Origin of the sequence: Gillisella terrae, assembly GCF_004801395.1 — a bacterium.
Taxonomy (GTDB): domain Bacteria; phylum Pseudomonadota; class Alphaproteobacteria; order Rhizobiales; family Rhizobiaceae; genus Allorhizobium; species Allorhizobium terrae.
The window spans coordinates 464,398-483,128 of sequence record NZ_SSOA01000001.1 but is presented as its reverse complement, the minus strand read 5'-3'; the positions used below and the strand labels follow the sequence as shown (position 1 = coordinate 483,128).

Annotated in this window: 18 protein-coding genes; 9 read left to right on the top strand and 9 right to left on the bottom strand. The window is 55.6% G+C overall.

The window, feature by feature from the left end; all coding sequences use genetic code 11:
- Window positions 1-58: 58 nt before the first annotated feature.
- The 5 genes from E6C51_RS02235 to pstS form a co-directional block, all read right to left on the bottom strand.
- On the bottom strand, window positions 59-1,468 hold the full coding sequence (locus E6C51_RS02235) for an FAD-binding oxidoreductase (RefSeq protein WP_190234883.1): 1,410 nt from the start codon (window positions 1,466-1,468) through the stop codon (window positions 59-61).
- A 158-nt stretch (window positions 1,469-1,626) separates the two neighbouring features.
- Window positions 1,627-2,436: a phosphate ABC transporter ATP-binding protein PstB gene (gene pstB / locus E6C51_RS02230; RefSeq protein ID WP_146931305.1), complete on the bottom strand. Its 810-nt coding sequence runs from the start codon at window positions 2,434-2,436 to the stop codon at window positions 1,627-1,629.
- 28 nt (window positions 2,437-2,464) lie between these two features.
- Complete coding sequence (pstA, locus tag E6C51_RS02225; RefSeq protein WP_146931050.1) at window positions 2,465-3,313, bottom strand: phosphate ABC transporter permease PstA; 849 nt, start codon at window positions 3,311-3,313, stop codon at window positions 2,465-2,467.
- Window positions 3,314-3,323: 10 nt separating this feature from the next.
- A complete protein-coding gene (gene pstC, locus E6C51_RS02220) occupies window positions 3,324-4,289 on the bottom strand; it encodes a phosphate ABC transporter permease subunit PstC (protein ID WP_190234882.1) in 966 nt (321 codons plus the stop codon).
- Window positions 4,290-4,379: 90 nt separating this feature from the next.
- A complete protein-coding gene (gene pstS, locus E6C51_RS02215; RefSeq protein WP_190234881.1) occupies window positions 4,380-5,432 on the bottom strand; it encodes a phosphate ABC transporter substrate-binding protein PstS in 1,053 nt (350 codons plus the stop codon).
- Window positions 5,433-5,725: 293 nt separating this feature from the next.
- On the opposite strand from pstS, the gene E6C51_RS02210 reads away from it, so the two are divergent.
- The 3 genes from E6C51_RS02210 (at window position 5,726) to E6C51_RS02200 (ending at window position 9,136) form a co-directional block, all read left to right on the top strand.
- Complete coding sequence (locus E6C51_RS02210) at window positions 5,726-8,392, top strand: ATP-dependent helicase (RefSeq protein ID WP_190234880.1); 2,667 nt, start codon at window positions 5,726-5,728, stop codon at window positions 8,390-8,392.
- A 70-nt stretch (window positions 8,393-8,462) separates the two neighbouring features.
- Window positions 8,463-8,711, top strand: a complete 249-nt coding sequence (locus E6C51_RS02205) for a type II toxin-antitoxin system Phd/YefM family antitoxin (RefSeq protein ID WP_190234879.1) — start codon at window positions 8,463-8,465, stop codon at window positions 8,709-8,711.
- The gene (locus tag E6C51_RS02200) at window positions 8,708-9,136 is read left to right on the top strand and encodes a type II toxin-antitoxin system VapC family toxin (RefSeq protein ID WP_190234878.1); all 429 of its coding nucleotides are present in this window, start codon (window positions 8,708-8,710) and stop codon (window positions 9,134-9,136) included. The genes E6C51_RS02205 and E6C51_RS02200 overlap by 4 nt, the downstream gene beginning before the upstream one ends.
- A 21-nt stretch (window positions 9,137-9,157) precedes the next feature.
- On the opposite strand, the gene E6C51_RS02195 is transcribed toward E6C51_RS02200, so the two are convergent.
- Window positions 9,158-9,439, bottom strand: coding sequence for a DUF6074 family protein (locus E6C51_RS02195; RefSeq protein ID WP_230987019.1), 282 nt, complete (start codon window positions 9,437-9,439; stop codon window positions 9,158-9,160).
- Between the two features lie 160 nt (window positions 9,440-9,599).
- The gene (locus tag E6C51_RS02190; RefSeq protein WP_190234877.1) at window positions 9,600-11,933 is read right to left on the bottom strand and encodes a glucose/quinate/shikimate family membrane-bound PQQ-dependent dehydrogenase; all 2,334 of its coding nucleotides are present in this window, start codon (window positions 11,931-11,933) and stop codon (window positions 9,600-9,602) included.
- A 308-nt stretch (window positions 11,934-12,241) separates the two neighbouring features.
- Between E6C51_RS02190 and pncA the strand changes: the two genes are divergently transcribed.
- From pncA to panB, 3 genes are all read left to right on the top strand, one after another.
- Window positions 12,242-12,886: a bifunctional nicotinamidase/pyrazinamidase gene (pncA, locus tag E6C51_RS02185; protein WP_190234876.1), complete on the top strand. Its 645-nt coding sequence runs from the start codon at window positions 12,242-12,244 to the stop codon at window positions 12,884-12,886.
- An 84-nt stretch (window positions 12,887-12,970) separates the two neighbouring features.
- The gene (panC, locus tag E6C51_RS02180; protein WP_190234875.1) at window positions 12,971-13,831 is read left to right on the top strand and encodes a pantoate--beta-alanine ligase; all 861 of its coding nucleotides are present in this window, start codon (window positions 12,971-12,973) and stop codon (window positions 13,829-13,831) included.
- A 24-nt stretch (window positions 13,832-13,855) separates the two neighbouring features.
- Window positions 13,856-14,683, top strand: coding sequence for a 3-methyl-2-oxobutanoate hydroxymethyltransferase (gene panB, locus E6C51_RS02175; RefSeq protein ID WP_190234874.1), 828 nt, complete (start codon window positions 13,856-13,858; stop codon window positions 14,681-14,683).
- A gap of 26 nt (window positions 14,684-14,709) precedes the next feature.
- Here panB and E6C51_RS02170 read toward each other — a convergent pair whose 3' ends face one another.
- A complete protein-coding gene (locus tag E6C51_RS02170) occupies window positions 14,710-14,958 on the bottom strand; it encodes a DUF2164 domain-containing protein (RefSeq protein ID WP_190234873.1) in 249 nt (82 codons plus the stop codon).
- Between the two features lie 164 nt (window positions 14,959-15,122).
- Here E6C51_RS02170 and E6C51_RS02165 point away from each other — a divergent pair, with 164 nt between their 5' ends.
- From E6C51_RS02165 to E6C51_RS02155, 3 genes are all read left to right on the top strand, one after another.
- Window positions 15,123-15,833 (top strand): AzlC family ABC transporter permease, encoded by a 711-nt coding sequence (locus E6C51_RS02165; protein WP_190234872.1) that lies wholly within the window; start codon window positions 15,123-15,125, stop codon window positions 15,831-15,833.
- A gap of 2 nt (window positions 15,834-15,835) precedes the next feature.
- Window positions 15,836-16,141 carry an AzlD family protein gene (locus E6C51_RS02160; RefSeq protein ID WP_190235081.1) on the top strand — a complete coding sequence of 102 codons (306 nt, stop codon included), beginning with the start codon at window positions 15,836-15,838 and terminating at the stop codon, window positions 16,139-16,141.
- A 342-nt stretch (window positions 16,142-16,483) separates the two neighbouring features.
- Entirely contained in the window at window positions 16,484-16,693 is a 210-nt protein-coding gene (locus tag E6C51_RS02155; RefSeq protein WP_146933791.1) for a hypothetical protein, read from the top strand.
- 128 nt (window positions 16,694-16,821) lie between these two features.
- Here E6C51_RS02155 and E6C51_RS02150 read toward each other — a convergent pair whose 3' ends face one another.
- The gene (locus E6C51_RS02150) at window positions 16,822-18,660 is read right to left on the bottom strand and encodes an aminopeptidase P family protein (protein WP_190234871.1); all 1,839 of its coding nucleotides are present in this window, start codon (window positions 18,658-18,660) and stop codon (window positions 16,822-16,824) included.
- Between the last annotated feature and the right edge of the window lie 71 nt (window positions 18,661-18,731).

The following is an 18,731-nucleotide window of genomic DNA, read 5'->3' as shown; positions in this document are numbered from 1 at the left end:
AAGGCACTACACTAACCAGTTCGCCATCTGGAACAAGCAGTTCGTGCCCTGCTTGACGCTACATACGGAAAATCTTGCCCGGATTGAACAGGTTATCAGGATCAAGCCCGCGCTTGACCTGCCGCATCAGCTCCAGCGCGCCGCCCAGCTCGGCTTGCATATAGGACATCTTGCCCTGCCCCACGCCATGTTCGCCGGTGCAGGTTCCATCCATGGCCAGTGCCCGTTCGGTCAGCCGCGCCATAAAGGCTTCAACTTTTTCCACGTCCGCCTCATCCTTGTCGTCAAACAGGATCAGCAGATGGAAATTGCCATCGCCCACATGACCGACAATGGGTGCCAGAATGCCGGTTTCAGCAATATCGGCTTGCGTTGCCTCCACACAATCGGCAAGTCTGGAGATCGGCACACACACGTCAGTCGATAAGCCGTTCAAATGCGGGGCCAGCGCCCGGCCAGCCCAATAGGCATTGTGACGCGCTTTCCAAATCTGATTGCGCTCTTGCGGATCAGAGGTAAAGCGCATGCCATCGGCTCCAAATTCCGAGGCGATCTCGGCAAATTGCTGTGTTTGCAAAGCCACCGTCTGCTCGGAGCCATGGAATTCCAGAAACAGCGTTGGTTTTTCCGGCAGACTGAGGTTGGAATAGGCATTGCAGGCCCGCACCTGCATGGCATCCAGAAGCTCGATACGGGCAACAGGAATGCCCATTTGAATGGTCATGATTACCGCATCACAGGCCGATTTCACATCCGCAAAGGTGCAGATGCCACCGCCAATGCTCTCAGGGATGCCCTGCAACTTCAAGGTAATCGATGTAATGATCCCAAGCGTGCCTTCAGAGCCGACAAACAACCGGGTCAGATCATAACCAGCCGAGGATTTGCGGGCGCGATGGGCGGTGCGGATTTCCTCACCATTGGCCGTGACAACCGTCAGCGCCAGCACATTATCTTTCATGGTGCCATAGCGCACTGCATTGGTGCCAGACGCCCGCGTAGCCGCCATGCCGCCAAGAGATGCATTGGCACCCGGATCAATCGGAAAAAACAGGCCGGTGTCGCGCAAATAGGTGTTCAGCGCCTCGCGCGTCACACCCGGTTGCACGGTGCAATCAAGGTCTTCGGCATTGACCTCAAGCACCTTGTCCATCCGGCTGCAATCGATGGAAATACCGCCCGATGCGGCATTGACCTGCCCTTCCAGCGAAGAGCCAACTCCAAAGGCAATCATCGGCACCTTATGAGCGGCGCAGAGTCTGACCACGGCCTGCACATCGTCACTGTTTTCGACAAACACCACGCCATCGGGCAATTGCGCCGGAATATAGGTGGTGGTGTGGGCGTGCTGCTCACGAAAGGACTGGCCGGTCTGAAACCTCTCGCCAAAGCGCTGCTTGAGAAGGCCAATCACCGTCGCAATGCCTTCTTCGTTGCGCGGGCCTGCCACTACATCCTTCCTGCTCATGTCAATTCCTGCCTGTTAAAAGCCTGTGGTTTTAACGCGCAGGTATGCCCCCGCAGCTTGAACTTGTCCAGTGCACTGCAAGCCACGGCAGATCATCCATTCCAGCAGCGGCATCACCCATTGGCTCAGGTGATGCCGTCTTCTCAAAAACACATGTTTCAGCCGAAGCGACCGGTGACATAATCGCTGGTCTTTTGCTCTTTGGGGGCGCTGAAAATCTTCTCGGTGGTGTCAAACTCCACCATTTCGCCAAGATACATAAAGGCCGTGTATTGCGAAATGCGCGCGGCCTGATGCAGATTGTGGGTGACAATGGCAATGCAATAATTGGCACGCAGCACTTCGATCAATTCTTCCAGCTTGCTGGTCGAAATCGGATCAAGCGCCGAGGTTGGCTCATCCAACAGCAGCACGGAAGGCTTCACTGCAATGGCGCGGGCAATGCACAAGCGCTGTTGCTGACCGCCGGAAAGCCCAAGACCGCTCTGGTGCAGCTTGTCTTTCACTTCGCTCCACAATGCCGCCTCTTGCAGGGCCGATTCAACCCGATCATTCATCTCGGCCTTGGAGATTTTTTCCGACAGGCGAATCCCAAAAGCGATGTTTTCATAAATCGTCATGGGAAAGGGTGTTGGCTTTTGAAACACCATGCCGATCTTGGAGCGCAAGCGGTTGAGATCCTCGGAGGGCTTCAAGATGTTGCGACCATCCAACAACACTTCGCCCGTGGCCTTCTGGCCGGGGTAAAGGTCATACATGCGGTTAAACACCCGCAAAAGCGTCGATTTTCCGCAACCCGACGGGCCAATGAAAGCGGTGACGGTATTGTCACGCAAGGGAAGGTTGACGTTTTTTAAAACCTGATGGCCAGGCTTATAGGAGAAGGAAACGCCCTTGGCTTCCAGCTTGATCTTGCGGCCAATATCAGAAGGATTGAACGCCTCAGAGTGGGTTTTCGCAGACGCCATCTCTATTCCCGCACTGTATGTGCTCATTTTAATTCTCCTTCGAAAAGAGTGATCCGGAAGCCAGGCTTCGTGCGACAATATTCAGCAGCAAAATCGTGACCGTGATAATCAAGGCACCACCCCAGGCCAGACGCTGCCAATCATCGTAAGGGCTCATGGCGAATTGGAAAATCACCACCGGCAGATTGGCAATTGGCTGGCTGAGATCAGCCGTCCAGAATTGATTGTTGAGTGCGGTAAACAGCAAGGGGGCCGTCTCGCCGCTGATGCGGGCAACCGCCAACAAAACCCCGGTCAAAATGCCGCTGCGGGCGCTGCGCCAGACAACCGCCGTCATCACCTTCCAGCGCGGTGCACCAAGGGCGGCTGCCGCCTCGCGCATCGCGTCCGGCACCAGCGCCAGCATATCCTGCGTGGTGCGGTTGATCACCGGAATGGCAATCACCGCCAAAGCAATGGCGCCCGAATAGCCGGAGAAATGTTTGAACGGCACAACCAGCAGCGCATAGATAAACAGACCGACAATGATGGATGGCGCGGCCAGCAAAATATCGTTGATGAAAATGGCAACCGCGGCAATCTTTGAGCCGCGACCATATTCGGCAAGATAGGTGCCTGCCAGAATGCCCACCGGCGTGGCAATCACGGTGGCAATCAATGTCATCATGAACGAGCCATAGATGGCATTGGCCAAACCGCCGCTGGAGCCGGGCGGCGGTGTCATCTGGGTAAAGATATCAAGGTTGATGGCCGTCAGACCATTATAGAGCAAGGTCCACAAAATGGACGCCAGAAAGCCCAGACCAATCACCGCCGAGATGACGGATAGGGTCATGGCAATGCGATTAACAAGATAACGCCGTGCAATAATCGACATATCATGCTCCTCAATAGGTTTCGCTGCGGCCAATGAGCCACTTTGCAATCGCCAACACCCCAAACGTGATGAAGAACAGGATCAGACCCAGCGCAATCAGGCTGGATGAATAGAGATCCGACGTCGCCTCGCTGAATTCATTGGCAATAGACGCCGAAATTGTCGTGGCGGGTGCCAGCAATGATGCGGCGATGCGGTGGGAATTGCCGATCACAAAGGTCACAGCCATGGTCTCGCCAAGGGCGCGGCCAAGACCCAACATAATACCGCCAATCAGGCCGCGGCGGGTGTAGGGAATGATGATGTTGAACACCACTTCCCACGTGGTCATGCCCATGCCATAGGCCGATTCACGCAGCAGCACCGGCACCGTGCTGAACACATCGCGGGTAATCGACGTGATGAAGGGCAAGATCATGATGGCCAGCACAATGCCTGCCGTCAGCAGGCCGATGCCGTAGGGCGCACCACTGAACAAGATATCCAGCCCCGGCACATGGCCCAGCGTGTCGAGCAAAAAGGGCTGAACGGTGGTTTGCATGATCGGAGCCAGAACAAAAAAGCCCCACAAACCGTAAATGATGCTGGGAATGCCAGCCAGAAGCTCAATGGCAACGCCAATGGGCCGGCGCAGTGGCATGGGGCAAATTTCATTGAGGAAAATGGCGATGCCAAAGCTGATCGGCACCCCAATCACCAAGGCAATCACCGACGTCACCAGCGTGCCAAAAATTGGTGCTGCGGCCCCGTAAATGTCTTTGGCCGGGCTCCAGCGCTCATTCCAGATAAAACTGAGACCGAATTCGCGCCACGTTGGCATGGAATCGATGAACAGTGAAAGAAAGACGCCAAGCAGAACCACCATCACCAGCATGGCACAGAGCCACGTTGTTTTGATGAAAATAATGTCCTGAATGCGCTGGCTTTTTGCCCCTGCACCTCCATCGCTTAACGGCGATTGGCCCTCAATCAACATCTGACACCCCAGAACAGAGAATATTCAAGCAAGAAGCAGCGGGCGCATACACACCCGCTGCCACAATACGTTCAACAGGAGGCCAAAAGATTACATGGCCTTAAAGACAGGCTTGCCGTCAGCCTTGATGTTTTCTTCCCAGGACTTTTCAATCAGGGTTACAACCGACTTTGGAATAGCAACATATTGCAAAGACTTGGCTTCTGAGGTGCCGTCCTTGTAAGCCCAGGCGAAGAACTTCAAGGCAGCTTCGGTTGCAGCCTTATCAACAGGGGTCTTGTGGATCAGAACCCATGTGGAAGCAGCAATTGGCCAGCTCTTGTCGCCAGGCTGATTGGTGATCACAACGTGGAAGTTCTTGGCCTTTGCCCAATCGGCGTTTGCAGCAGCAGAAGCAAAGCTGTCCAGCGATGGCTCAACTGTCTTGCCAGCCGCATTGACCATCTTGGCATAGCCGAGGTGGTTCTGGATCACATAGGCATATTCATTGTAGCCGATGGCACCAGCGGTCTGCTTCACGGTGTTGGCAACGCCTTCAGAGCCCTTGGCACCCACGCCAACCGGCCATTCAACAGCGGTGTCGGAGCCGATCTTGCTCTTCCATTCCGGCGAGATCTTGCTGAGGTAGTCAGTGAAGTTAAAGGTGGTGCCGGAGCCGTCCGCGCGGTGAACAACAACAATGGCCTGATCGGGAAGCTTTGTACCCTTGTTGAGGGCTGCAATGGCAGGATCATTCCACTTGGTGATCTTGCCCATGTAGATTTCTTCAAGCGTCTTGCCATCCAGCACCAGTTCGCCGGGCTTGACACCTTCCACGTTATACATAGGCACAATGCCGCCCATGATCATCGGAAACTGGGTCAGGCCGTTCTTTTCAAGCTCTTCATCGCTCAAAGGCTTGTCAGTTGCGCCAAAGGTAACAGTCTTGGCTTCAACCTGCTTGATGCCGCCGCCGGAACCAATCGACTGATAGTTCAGGTTGATACCGGTTTTCGCTTTGTAGGCCTCACCCCACTTGGCGAAAACAGGGTAGATAAAGCTGGAGCCAGCGCCTGCAATGTCAGCCGCAAATGTTGCGCTGGCAAATGTCAGGCTCAGTGCTGCAACTGTAGCACCCATGGTGATTTTTCTGATCAAAGTCATTGAAGCAATCCCTGTTGTCGTCACAAGTTTTATTGTCCGGGATCGACCTACGCCTCTTTCACAAAGGTTTTGTGACAGTTTAATACTTGCGCGCCCCAGTAACAAATCTGTGAAGACAACATCTGACCGCATGTGTGAATAAGCAATCTCTTGTTCTCGCCCCCTCTTCAATCAGGCACTGGTGGCGAAAAATACGCCTTATGCAGCCAAGAACACACAACTTCTGTCAAAAACGGGAATAAAACCGGAACATCTGACTAGCCTTTCGGGGTAGAATCACTACATTGAGGGGCATGAGCACCGGTTTTGATGATTTTCCCTTCTTCGATGAAGAACCCACGCCTAGAAAACCCGCGTCTGGCACCACCCCCAGAGACGCTGATATGGGTGCGCCTTCCCCTGCCCGCCCGTCTGTCTTTGACAGCGAGACGGGCGCACATTCGGGCGCTAATCCGTCTGGCGGGAGTTTGGGTATTGCCGCCCGCGCCATTGCTGCGCGCGATCAGGCCCGCACGCCCGATTATCTCTCAGGGTTAAACCCCGAGCAGCGCGAAGCGGTGGAAACGCTGGACGGACCGGTCCTGGTGCTGGCCGGTGCCGGAACCGGAAAGACCCGCGTGCTCACCACCCGCATTGCCCATGTGCTGGCCACAGGCCGCGCCTTTCCCAGCCAGATTCTGGCGGTGACCTTTACCAACAAAGCCGCCCGCGAAATGAAGGAACGCATTGGCGTTCTTGTTGGCGGTGCCGTTGAGGGCATGCCATGGCTTGGCACCTTCCACTCCATTGGGGTGAAGCTTTTGCGCCGCCACGCCGAGCTTGTGGGGCTGTCATCCGATTTCACCATTCTCGATACCGATGACGTGGTGCGGCTGATCAAACAGATCATTCAAGCCGAAGGGCTGGACGACAAGCGCTGGCCTGCCAAACAATTTGCCGCCATGATTGATGGCTGGAAAAACAAGGGGCTGGACCCATCGCAAATTCCGGAAGGCGATGCCCGCGCCTTTGCCAATGGCCGTGGCCGCGAGCTTTACGCCGCCTATCAAAACCGGCTGAAAAGCCTGAACGCCTGCGATTTTGGCGATCTTTTGTTGCACCCCATCCGCATGTTCCGGGCCAATCCCGATGTGCTGCGCGATTATCACCAGCGCTTTCGCTATATTCTGGTGGATGAGTATCAGGACACCAACACCGCACAATATATGTGGCTGCGTTTGCTGGCACAAAGGCCCTCTGCGTCAAAGCGGGGCACCAATCCGCCCAACGGGCGGCAAGGCCAAGCGGCCGTCGCACCTGATGGTGCGCCCCCGTGGAGCGAGCCGCAAAGCGGCGACAGCGTGAACGAAAACAAATCGCAGCAGATTAATATCTGCTGCGTTGGCGATGATGACCAGTCGATCTATGGCTGGCGCGGCGCTGAAGTTGATAACATCCTGCGGTTTGAGAAGGATTTTCCGGGCGCAAAAGTCATCAAGCTCGAGCGCAATTATCGATCAACCGAGCATATCCTTGGTGCGGCGGGCCATTTGATTGCCCATAATGAAGGCCGTCTTGGCAAAACGCTGTTTACCGATCGCGTCGACCCGAATGATGAAAAAGTGGTGGTGCACGCCGCCTGGGATTCGGAAGAAGAGGCCCGCGCCGTTGGCGAGGAAATCGAGCAGCTGCAACGCAATCAGCATCTTTTGAATGACATGGCCATTCTGGTGCGCGCATCCTTTCAGATGCGCGAGTTTGAAGATCGGTTTGTCACACTGGGCCTGAACTATCGGGTCATTGGCGGCCCGCGCTTTTATGAGCGGCTCGAAATCCGCGATGCCATGGCCTATTTCCGACTGGTCTGCCAGCCTGCCGATGATTTGGCCTTTGAGCGTATCGTCAACACGCCCAAGCGCGGCCTTGGCGACACCACCATTCGCAACTTGCATGACTATGCCCGCGCCCGCGATATTCCGATGTTGCAGGCGGCAAGCGACATTGTGCTGACCGATGAGCTAAAACCCAAGGCGCGCAAATCGCTTTTGGATGTGGTGGCGGATTTCACCCGCTGGCAGGATATGCTCGACACCACCCCACACACGGAATTGGCCGAAAAAATCCTCGATGAGAGCGGCTACACCGCCATGTGGCAGAACGACAAATCGGCGGAAGCTCCGGGCAGGCTTGAGAACCTGAAAGAACTGATCCGCTCGATGGAAGGTTTTGACAGTATGCGCGGCTTTCTCGAGCACGTCTCCTTGGTGATGGATGCCGAGCAAAACGAGAATATGGACGCCATCTCGATCATGACGCTGCATTCGGCCAAGGGGCTGGAGTTTGAAACCGTGTTTCTGCCCGGTTGGGAAGAAGGCCTGTTTCCGCACCAGCGCGCGCTGGATGAAAGCGGCCGTGCTGGCTTGGAAGAAGAACGTCGCCTTGCCTATGTCGGGATCACCCGCGCCAAGCGCCGCTGCCATCTGTGGTTTGTCTCCAACCGCCGCATTCATGGGCTTTGGCAATCCACCATGCCATCGCGCTTTTTGGATGAACTGCCACCCGCCCATGTGGAGGTAGCGGAAGCCGAGACCAGTTACGGCGGCTATGGCCGCGGCGGCGGCTACGGCCAATCGCGCTTTGACAAGCAGGAGCCTTTCCAAAGCTCCTACTCCACCCCCGGCTGGAAACGCGCCCAGGCCAACAAAACCGACGCCACCCGCGAAAACTGGGGCAGCCGCTCCGGCCACTCGGTCGAGCGCATCGGCTACGGCGAAAGCGGCCCCCGCGGCAAAACCATCGACGGCCATCTGGTGGCCAAATCCACAGCCTCTGAGCCATCAAAATTTGCGGTGGGCGACCGTGTGTTCCACATCAAATTCGGCAATGGCAATGTGGCCAGCGTTGAGGGGAATAAGCTGACCATCGATTTTGACAGAGCCGGGCAAAAGCGGGTGCTGGATGGGTTTGTGGAGCGGGCTTGAGCGTTCCAGCTTGCCGAATAAGCTCAAATAGATTATATGTAGGCACATAACTACATTAAGATTGATAGCTATGCCCCACTTCACAAGCCGAGAACTTAATCAAGATGTCAGCCGTGCAAAACGCGCTGCCGAGACTGGCCCCGTCATCATTACCGATCGTGGTCGGCCTTCGCATGTGTTGATGACGTATGAAGAGTTCGAGCGGTTGAGCGGCAAGCGTCGCAATCTTGTCGATGCACTATCGATGCCCGGCCTGTCGTCGATTGAGTTCGATCCACCACGCGCCGTGATTTCGGTCCGTGAGGTTGATTTATCTTGAACTATCTGCTGGATACCAATGTCGTCTCCGAACTGCGCAAAGCCGGAGACGGTAAAGCGGACAGGAACGTCACGGCTTGGGTTGCTGCCCAGAACCCGGACCAGCTGTTCATTTCTGCGATTACAATTCTTGAGTTGGAGCGTGGCATCTTGAGCCTCCAGCGTCGCGATAAAGTTCAGGCGTCTCGCCTGCGCGACTGGATGGATGGCCGCGTTCGACCAGAATTCTCGGGACGCATTCTTGTCATCGACGATGATGTGGCAACGCGTTGCGCCCATCTTCACGTCCCAGACCGCCGCAATGAGAGTGATGCGCTAATCGCGGCGACGGCCCTTGTTCACGGCATGACTGTGGTCACCAGAAATTCTGCAGATTTCGAGGGAACCGGCGTTATCCTGATCAACCCGTGGCAGGCGTTATCTTAAGCCTTCATCACAGCACCAACCTCACGCCTTGGCTTCATCCCCCTGATGCAACCACATCAGTTCCATTTGCACGGCGTCTTGAAATTCCATGATTTCAGCGCGCATGTCTTCTTCGGGGCAGCCGAGGTCGAGCAGTTCGGCTCCGAGCTGGCGGCAGGTGGTGCGCCAGAAGACGGTGGCGTTATCGCCGTGCAGGCGGTCGAGGGTTACTGCTGCGCTGCGCACCAGATCACGACGGCTTGCGAGCGGAAAAAACGCGAGCGATGATGGGGTGGGCTGAAGTTGGGCGGCAGTGTTGGGCATTCGAACCATCCTTTACGTGAGTGATTCGTTTTAACCCCATCATGGTTAAGGTTTGGTTGCTTCACTGATGTTGGATTTTATCGACCTGTATCAAAAAAAGAACCCCCGAGGTCTATCCTCGAGGGTTCTCATTTGATTTCAATATCTTGTCGATATTTTACTATGGCAGCGTATAGGCAATAACATAATCGCCCGGCTTGGTGCCAATCGAGCCATGGCCACCGGCGACCTGCACCACATATTGCTTACCGTTCAGCTCGTAGCTCATAGGCGTTGCCTGTCCGCCCGCTGGCAGACGGCCTTTCCAGAGCACTTTGCCGGTGGCGAGATCATAGGCCCTAACGTAGTTATCAACGGCAGCACCGAGGAAAACCACGCCGGATTTGGTAATCATCGGACCACCAATGCCCGGCACACCCACAGCAAAAGGCAGTGGCAGCGGGGTCATATCCCGGACCGTGCCGTTGCGATGCTGATAGGCGATCTTGCCAGTGTTGAGATCGACGCCCGCAACAGTGCCCCATGGTGGAGCCTGGCATGGGATGCCAAGGGGCGACAGGAACGGACCCATTTTCACGGCATAGGGTGCGCCGTCATTGCGGTTCAGGCCCTGTTCCGATCCCTTTTCATCCTGCTTTTTCGGTGGCACCTGATCGCGCGGCACCAGTTGCGAGGTAAACGCCAGATAGGTCGGCATACCGAACATCAGGCCGCGCTCTGGATCGACCGCAACAGAGCCCCAATTGAAGGTGCCGAAATTGCCGGGATAGATGATAGAGCCTTGCAAGGATGGCGGCGTATATTGGCCGTCATAGCGCAACTCATGAAACCGGATGCGGCAGGCCAGCTGATCCAGCAGGGTGATGCCCCACATGTTGCGCTCTTGCAGCTTTTCCGGGCGGAAGGTCAGCTCCGAAATCGGCTGGGTTGGCGAGGCATGATCTTCAGGAATGGTGCCGCCCGGCGCCGGCAGTTCTTTCACCGGAATAATCGGCTGGCCGGTGCGACGGTCCAGCACATAGATATCGCCCTGCTTTGTCGGAGCCACCAGCGCTGGAATGGTTGCGCCGTCACGCTTCAAATCCAGCAGCACGGGCTGGGCAGGCACATCCATGTCCCACAGGTCATGGTGCACAAATTGCTTTACCCAGCGCACCTGCCCGGTGTTGATATCCAAAGCCACAACAGAAGACGAGTATTTCTCCACATTGGCGCTGCGGTTCATGCCCAATTGGTCGGGCACCTGATTGCCCATCGGCAAATACACAAGACCGAGCTGTTCATCTGCTGAAAATACCGACCAGCTATTGGGTGAATTGACCGTATAGGTCTGACCCGCAGGGATTGGTGTGGTTTCTGTTGGGTTGCCACTATCCCAGTTCCAGATCAGGGCACCGGTGTGCACATCAAAGGCGCGGATTACGCCGGATTGCTCCATGGTGGAATAGTTATCATTGACGGCACCGCCAATGATGATCTTGCCAGCCGCAATCACCGGCGGCGAGGTGGAATAATAATAGCCAGCCGGATTGTATTTCATGCCCTGCTCAAGGTGCAGCGTGCCCTTGTCGGCAAAGCTCTCGCACACCTTGCCGCTTGCCGCATCCAGCGCAATCAGGCGTGCGTCTGATGTGGGCAGATAAACACGGGTGGCGCAGGGTGCACCGGCTGTTGCCTGTGCGTCGGCATAATAGGTCACGCCGCGGCAGGTCTGGTGTTGGCGATCGGGGTTGAGACCCACATTGGGGTCATATTTCCATTTTTGCTTGCCGGTTGCAGCATCAATGGCAATGGCCCAATTGTGCGGGGTGCAGAGATAAAGCGTATCGCCAACCTTAAGGGGCGTTACCTGATAAGTGGTTTCGCCCACGTCACCCGGTTGTTTCACATCGCCAGTCTCAAAGGTCCAAGCGGTTTTGAGGGTTTTGACATTATCAGGGGTAATCTGGGTGAGCGGCGAATAGCGCTGACCAAAGGGTGTGCGGCCATATTGGTGCCACTCGCCATCCTTGATTGTGCTGCCATAGGCGGGGTTGGCGTCGGTTACCTCCATCGGCAGCGTGCCGGATTTTCCGTAAGGGTCGTGGGTCATGGAATAGCCAGCCACGCAAAGCGACACCAGAACTGGCAGCGCCACCGGCCACATGCTGGCCGCAATGCCGCCTTCGCGGCGATGCAATGGCCCAAGCTTGCGGCGCACGGCGGGCAAAAGCAGCAAGAAGCCAAGAACGATCACAAGGCCGCCGCGCGATGCCAACTGCCACCAATCAAACCCGACTTCCCAGATAGCCCAGCCAAGGCAACCGAGAATAAAAAGGCCATACACGGTGAGCGCGCTTGCCTTGCGCATCACCAAAAGCAGCGCCGTGAGCAAAAAGACCAGACCCGCAACCAGAAAAAATGGACTGCCGCCCAACGAAAGCAGATATACACCGCCACCGCCTAGCACCAGCCCCATCGCGGCGAAAACAATCGCTGTGAGGATAAGAACCATTGATAACATCCCATGACATGCGCTGCGAGCGAAGCATACGGCCATAAAAATGCCCTTGAGCTTTACCGCAACGCGCAAATTTTCCGCACAACCGCCGAAGCAGGGCAAGCCCGTTTCAGATGTCATGCAGACTGAAAATCATGCCTCAAAAATAAAGCATAGTGTTCTGCCAACGCAGCGGCGGCGCAAAGGTTCCATAAAAATAAAAAGGTTCTTGTAAGAGGTCCAAACGGTGGTTTTTACGCTTTGCCCTTGCCCGCATCAGTCTTCATTGCCATGTTGAGAGCATGACAAAGGAGACAGATTGCATGACGAAAGCCCTCTTGCTGATTGATATTCAAAACGGCTTTTGCCCTGGCGGAAACCTGCCCGTCCCGGCTGGCGACACCATTGTGCCAGTCGTCAATGCGCTGATGGCAAGCGGCCATTACGACCTGATTGTGGCCTCACAGGATTGGCACCCCGCCAACCACGGCAGCTTTGCCTCCATGCATCCCGGCAAACAGCCTTTTGAAATGGGCATGCTTTCCGGCAAGCAGCAAGTGATGTGGCCGGATCATTGTGTGCAAGGCACACAGGATGCCGAGTTTCACCCCGACCTCAACATCAGCCGCATTAATTATATTCAGAAAAAAGGCGAAAATCCTGACGTGGATAGCTACTCGGCCTTTCGCGACAATGACCAAACCAGCACCACCGGCCTTCACACCTATCTTCAGGAAAAAGGCGTAACTCAACTGGATATTGCGGGCTTGGCGACTGATTTTTGCGTTAAGTTTTCGGCCCTTGATGCCGTGGAGATGCTGCCGGGTGTCACGACGCGGTTCATTCAGGATGCCAGTCTCGGCATCGATCCACAAACGGTGGAAGCTGCCATTGCCGACATGCAATCCCATGGCGTGCACGTTATCACCAGCAGCACAGTTCTCGGCCAAGATTCGCCCAAAGCTTGATAGGAAATGCATCAACCCCAAGGACATTGATTTACGGTTCCTCAACGATTATGTCAGCGCGTGAGACGGATCGGAGGAGCCGATATGCAAACCATCACCAGCATTGCCGAACTGCGGCAAAGGCTTGCGCCCCACCGGCGTGAAGGAAGCACCATCGGCTTTGTGCCCACCATGGGCTATCTGCACGAAGGCCATCTGACGCTGGTGGCGAAGGCCCGCGCTGAGAATGCAATCACGGTTGTTTCCATCTTTGTAAACCCGCTGCAATTTGGCAAAAACGAAGATCTGGCCGCCTATCCACGCGATTTGGCCCGCGATAGCGCCATGCTGGAGGCTGTTGGCGTCGATTATCTGTTCGCGCCGGGCGTTGAGGATATGTATCCTCGGCCCATGGACACCGTGGTGGACCTGCCAAAGCTGGGCAGCAAACTGGAAGGCGAGGCACGCCCCGGCCATTTTGCTGGCGTTGCCACTGTGGTAACCAAGCTTTTCAACATTGTGCAGCCGGATAGCGCTTATTTTGGCGAAAAAGACTATCAGCAAGTGGCCATTATCCGCCGCATGGTTGAGGACTTGGCGCAAGATGTGCGCATTGTTCCGGTTGCTACTGTACGCGAGGCCGATGGGCTGGCCTGCTCATCGCGCAACGTCTATCTCAGCCCCGCTGAGCGCGCCGCCGCTGTTATCGTACCCGAAGCGTTGAACGAGGCCGCAAAACTTGCGCACAGCGGTATAACCGACCCTTACGCAATGGAAGCCGCCCTCACCGCCTTTATTGGTCGCGAGCCTCTGGCTCATGCAGAGGTGGTGGCGGTGCGCCATCCACACACGCTGGAAAAGCTGGACAGGCTGGATCAACCGTTTCTGGTGCTGCTCTATGTGCGGCTTGGCACAACAAAACTGCTGGACAATCGCGTCATCACCCCATCGCATCCCCACGCTTGACGACCTTCAGAAAGACAACGCCCCATGAGCACGCCAACCCGCCAAAAGCGCCTGACACCCAGCGACGTTGCTGCCCTCAAAGGTCAGCAGCCGATTGTGTCTCTGACCGCCTATACAACGCCGATGGCGCGGCTGCTCGATAGCCATTGCGATCTGCTTTTGGTGGGCGATAGCCTCGGCATGGTGCTGTATGGTCTGGACAGCACCGTGGGCGTGACCATGGAGATGATGATTGCCCATGGGCAAGCGGTTTTACGCGGAGTCAGCCGCGCCTGCGTCATTGTTGATATGCCGTTTGGCTCCTATCAGGAATCCAAGGAACAGGCCTTTCGCAATGCTGCCCGCCTGATGAAGGAAACAGGTTGCGATGGCATCAAGCTGGAAGGCGGGGTGGAAATGGCAGAAACCGTGCATTTTCTCAGCCAGCGCGGTGTGCCGGTTCTCGGCCATGTTGGTCTCATGCCGCAGCAGGTCAACACCTCTGGCGGCTATCGCTCCAAGGGTCATAGCGATGCGGAAGCAGACGCCATCCGCCGAGATGCGAAAGCCATTGCTGACGCGGGCGCGTTTGCCATTGTCGTTGAAGGCACGGTTGAGCCTTTGGCGCGCGCAATTTCTGAAAGCCTCACGGTTCCCACCATTGGCATTGGCGCGTCGCCAGCCTGCGATGGTCAGATCCTCGTCTCCGATGACATGCTGGGGCTTTTCAACGACTTCAAGCCGCGCTTTGTCAAACACTATGCCGAATTGGCAGGCGTGATCTCAACCGCTGTGGAAACCTATGCCGCAGAGGTCAAGGCTCGACACTTTCCCGGACCAGAACATACGTTTAAGCCGCGCTCGAAGAACTGAAACGGCAAGCGCGGGCGTCGGGTCACCTATTTCGGCATCACCCGTTCAAGCTGGAAGATGCCGTCGTTAAAACGTTCCATTTGCTCCGCCATCAGCGCCTGTGCATCATGCAGACCGCGATTGTAGCATTGCACCCCAACGGTGCTTGCCATGAAATCAATCAGGCTTTCCGCTTCAAAGCGACCGAGTTGCACATCATGCTCAGCAAGCAAATGGTGCTGAACACGGGCAACCATGGTGGCCAGTTCCTCTTTGGAAAACATCGGCTTTGTCATAAACGGCGTTCCTTTTGTTCAAGCGCTGCGTGAAGCCTCCGGATAATCTGACGTTGAAAGGCTGCATGCCGTTCAGCGAAATTCAGCCGAAACATCATCTTAATTGGTTTGCCTATCAACGTCAGGTGTCATAAGCCACCACGAAAATACTTCAGGACCACGCCATGTCAGACTTTTTCAGCGGCGCACGCCAGAGCTTGCCCGTGACACTTTCATCCTTGCCGTTTGCGGCCCTGTTTGGCGCGGTGGCAGCGGCCAACGGCCAAACCGTGCTGGAGGCCGCCCTCACCAGCGCCACCATTTTCGCAGGTGCCAGCCAATTGGTGGGCATTGAGCTGTTTGGTCATAACGTGCCCGCATGGTTGATTGTGCTGTCGGTCTTTGCCGTCAATTTTCGCCACATCCTCTATTCGGCAGCGATCGGGCCTTATTTCAAAGCGCTGAGCGGCACACAAAAAGCCATCGCCTTCTTCTTTATGACCGACCCGCAATTTGCCGAAACCATCAAGCATAGCGAAAAAGGCAATACCGTTTCATTTGGCTGGTATATGGGTTTCGCACTGGCAATCTACGTTCCATGGGTCGCTTTCAGCGCCATTGGGGCCGTGTTCAGCAGCATGGTGGGCGATCCTAAAAATCTGGGCCTTGATGTGTTGCTGCCGGTTTACTTCATGGGCAGCGTACTCGGCTTTCGCCGCAGGCCCAATTTTGTCATCACTGTAGCGGTTAGCGCTGTCGCTTCGATTGTTGCCATCCAGATTGTCGGCTCCCCGTGGCATGTCAGCCTCGGCGCACTGGCAGGTATTATCACCGCCGCCCTGCTGCCACCTCCAAAGACCACAGGCATTCCGACCGCAGCGGAGATTGTCGAATAATGTTGAACATCGACACCCATATGATGATGATCATTCTGGCTGCCGCCGTTGCCACCTATGCCACGCGCGCAGGCGGCCACCTGATCATCAGCCGCCTTAAATCCATTCCGCCGCGGGTTGATGCGGCCCTGAATGCCGTGCCTGCCGCTGTTCTCACCACCTTGGTGGCTCCCGCCTTTTATGCAGGCGGTCTGGAAGTCAAAATCGCCATGGTGGTTGGACTTCTGGTGGGGTTGCGGTTCTCGTTCATTCCCATGCTGTTGTGTGGTTGGGGCACGGCCGTGCTGCTACGCCACCTGTTTCTTTAGAGTTTGTCAGGGAAAATTGGAATCCAGTTTTCCCGAATAGACAAACGAAAATGAAGAATATTAGAGTCTGTCTGGTTCAATCTGAACCTGACAGACTCTAGACGTTGGTCCGAAAACCGCATTGCTCTGAGAAACCTTGAAGATATTCTCGTATTACGTGTCTTTTTGACGCATTATCGTTGCAACACAGCGAGACAAAACACTCAATTGACACATAAAAGTGCCGGAACCCTCCATTTACAGGGTTACATTGTTCATCAGCTACACATAATATTAAAAACCTAAAGTAGAATCATATAGCGGGAACTTTGCTGTTTGAGACTGTTGGAAGGGACGTGCACGATGAATCATCAGAGCCATAAACTAGCGATTATCCAAGGCGGAAAGGATCAGGAGAATGCACCTGATCCCATTCACCAGATCGCCGAGGATCTGCAAATGCTGATCAAAGCATCCACCCAGGGACGCTATGAGATGCTGAGCTATCTGCTGGAAATTGCTCTTGATGAAGCCATGCGTGAAAGCAAAGACCGTAGCCTGCATCCACGCTGATGGCGGCATAATTGCTTAAATCGGAATCGATTTAAGGCTCACATTATGCAGCAGATGAAGGTGTAAGTTCGCAACGCCAGACAATGCCTGACGTTGCGCAACATCGGCCTGACGTTGCGCAACACCATTCACACGCGGTTAAGCGGCTCGGTTGCCTTGATCAGCCATTGGCGGGCGTCTTCATCAACCAACAGCGGCATCAGTTCTTCGCGCGTGCGGGCGTGATAGTCATCCAGCCAACGCACTTCCTCGCGGGTCAGCAAGGACTCGATAATCAATTGACGATCAATTGGCACAAAGGTGAGCGTTTCAAAACTCATCATGTCCTGATCTCCGCCCTCAACAGGTTCCAGATCACGCACATACACCAGATTTTCAATGCGGATGCCAAAAAAGCCGGGGCGGTAATAACCGGGTTCATTCGACAGAATCATGCCGGGCAACAGTTCTTGTGTCGACAAGCGTGAAATCCGCTGCGGTCCTTCATGCACTGACAGGAAGGAGCCGACACCGTGCCCCGTACCATGGGCAAAATCGGCACCGGCCTTCCACAAGGCAATGCGCGCCAGGGGATCAAGATCGCATCCGCGCGCACCCTTCGGGAATTTTGCCGTGCTAATGGCAATCATGCCCTTCAAAACAAGCGTGAAGAAGCGCTTCTCTTCCGGCCCAATTGCGCCCACGGCCACGGTGCGGGTGATATCCGTGGTGCCGTTGACATATTGCGCGCCGGAATCAATCAGAAACATTTCGCCAGCGTTGAGCGGCCGATCAGTGTCGGTTGTCACCCGATAATGCATGATAGCGGCATGCTCACCGGCACCGGCAATGGTATCAAACGAGATATCGCGCAAGGGATTTTGCATGCGCTCCCCCACCCGCGTGCGCGCCGCTTCCAGCGCCTTGGTGGCACCAATTTCCGTCACGCTGCCCGCTGGCTGCTGATCGAGCCAGCTGAGAAACTCCACCACGGCCACGCCATCTTGCAGATGGGCAGCCGCCGAGCCGTTCAGCTCCACCATGTTTTTGACAGCCCTGCCCAGCTTGGCGGGGTCGCTGCCATCCACCACCTTGCCGCCCTGGCTCGACACCAGAAGATGAAGCGCGGATGGTGCCAAGTCCGGGTCGATCACAATCGACGCCCCGCTCTTGGCAAAGTTACCCAGAATAGCAATGAAGTCCTTGGGGTCTTGCTGGGTGGCCAGAGGTGCCAGATAGGCCGAAACCTCCAGATTGGTCTTGCGCTTATCCAGAAACAGATCGGCCTTACTGTTTGCATAAATGATCGCCCGCGCCAGAGGATGGGGCGTATGCGGCACGTCCGCGCCACGGATATTGAAAATCCACGCCACCGACGATGGATCGGTAATCAGCACGGCATCGTGTTGGCTGTTTCGCAAATCCTGCGCAATTTTTGCAATTTTATCCGAGGCTTCGACGCCTGCCGCCGACAGAGGCTGGATACTGACGGCTCCCAGAGGCGGCTCTGGCTGGTCTGTCCACACGGCATCCAGCGGGTTTTCCGCCACCATAACCAATGTACCACCAATAGACGCAACGGCCTTTTCAAGCCGTGTCACCTGCGAAACGGTGTGCATCCATGGATCAATGCCAAGACGAAAACCCTTCGGGGCGTGGGCGGGAATCCATTTTGCCGGTGGTTCATCAATCAGATCGCCCGGCGTAAACACCTCCAGATCCACCTGTTGGCGCACCTGCGTCACATAGCGGCCATCCACAAAAACCACCGCCTGCTGCGCGGTGACCAAAACCTCGCCCGCAGAGCCGGTAAACCCTGTCAGCCACGATATGCGCTCGGCACAGGCAGGCACGTATTCGCCCTGATATTCGTCAGCGCGTGGTACAAGAAACCCGTCAATACCGAGGGCTGCGAACCGCTCACGCAAGGCCTCGACTCGCGCCTTGCCAAATTGAGGGGTGGAGGTGACGTCAAAAGATTGAAACATAAGACCTGCTCGACACAATCAAAACTAAAAACAGCCTACTGCATAATTCCTTGAATCGGAATCGATTACAG

Excerpts from the sequence above, each read along its gene's own strand:
- pstC (WP_190234882.1), bottom strand. The coding sequence starts at position 4,289 with ATGTTGATTGAGGGCCAATCGCCGTTAAGCGATGGAGGTGCAGGGGCA.
- E6C51_RS02165 (WP_190234872.1), top strand. The coding sequence starts at position 15,123 with ATGTCAGACTTTTTCAGCGGCGCACGCCAGAGCTTGCCCGTGACACTT.
- panB (WP_190234874.1), top strand. The coding sequence starts at position 13,856 with ATGAGCACGCCAACCCGCCAAAAGCGCCTGACACCCAGCGACGTTGCT.
- E6C51_RS02205 (WP_190234879.1), top strand. The coding sequence starts at position 8,463 with ATGCCCCACTTCACAAGCCGAGAACTTAATCAAGATGTCAGCCGTGCA.
- pstB (WP_146931305.1), bottom strand. The coding sequence starts at position 2,436 with ATGGCGTCTGCGAAAACCCACTCTGAGGCGTTCAATCCTTCTGATATT.
- E6C51_RS02170 (WP_190234873.1), bottom strand. The coding sequence starts at position 14,958 with ATGACAAAGCCGATGTTTTCCAAAGAGGAACTGGCCACCATGGTTGCC.
- panC (WP_190234875.1), top strand. The coding sequence starts at position 12,971 with ATGCAAACCATCACCAGCATTGCCGAACTGCGGCAAAGGCTTGCGCCC.
- pstA (WP_146931050.1), bottom strand. The coding sequence starts at position 3,313 with ATGTCGATTATTGCACGGCGTTATCTTGTTAATCGCATTGCCATGACC.
- pncA (WP_190234876.1), top strand. The coding sequence starts at position 12,242 with ATGACGAAAGCCCTCTTGCTGATTGATATTCAAAACGGCTTTTGCCCT.
- E6C51_RS02235 (WP_190234883.1), bottom strand. The coding sequence starts at position 1,468 with ATGAGCAGGAAGGATGTAGTGGCAGGCCCGCGCAACGAAGAAGGCATT.
- E6C51_RS02190 (WP_190234877.1), bottom strand. The coding sequence starts at position 11,933 with ATGGTTCTTATCCTCACAGCGATTGTTTTCGCCGCGATGGGGCTGGTG.
- E6C51_RS02155 (WP_146933791.1), top strand. The coding sequence starts at position 16,484 with ATGAATCATCAGAGCCATAAACTAGCGATTATCCAAGGCGGAAAGGAT.
- pstS (WP_190234881.1), bottom strand. The coding sequence starts at position 5,432 with ATGACTTTGATCAGAAAAATCACCATGGGTGCTACAGTTGCAGCACTG.
- E6C51_RS02195 (WP_230987019.1), bottom strand. The coding sequence starts at position 9,439 with ATGCCCAACACTGCCGCCCAACTTCAGCCCACCCCATCATCGCTCGCG.
- E6C51_RS02210 (WP_190234880.1), top strand. The coding sequence starts at position 5,726 with ATGAGCACCGGTTTTGATGATTTTCCCTTCTTCGATGAAGAACCCACG.
- E6C51_RS02150 (WP_190234871.1), bottom strand. The coding sequence starts at position 18,660 with ATGTTTCAATCTTTTGACGTCACCTCCACCCCTCAATTTGGCAAGGCG.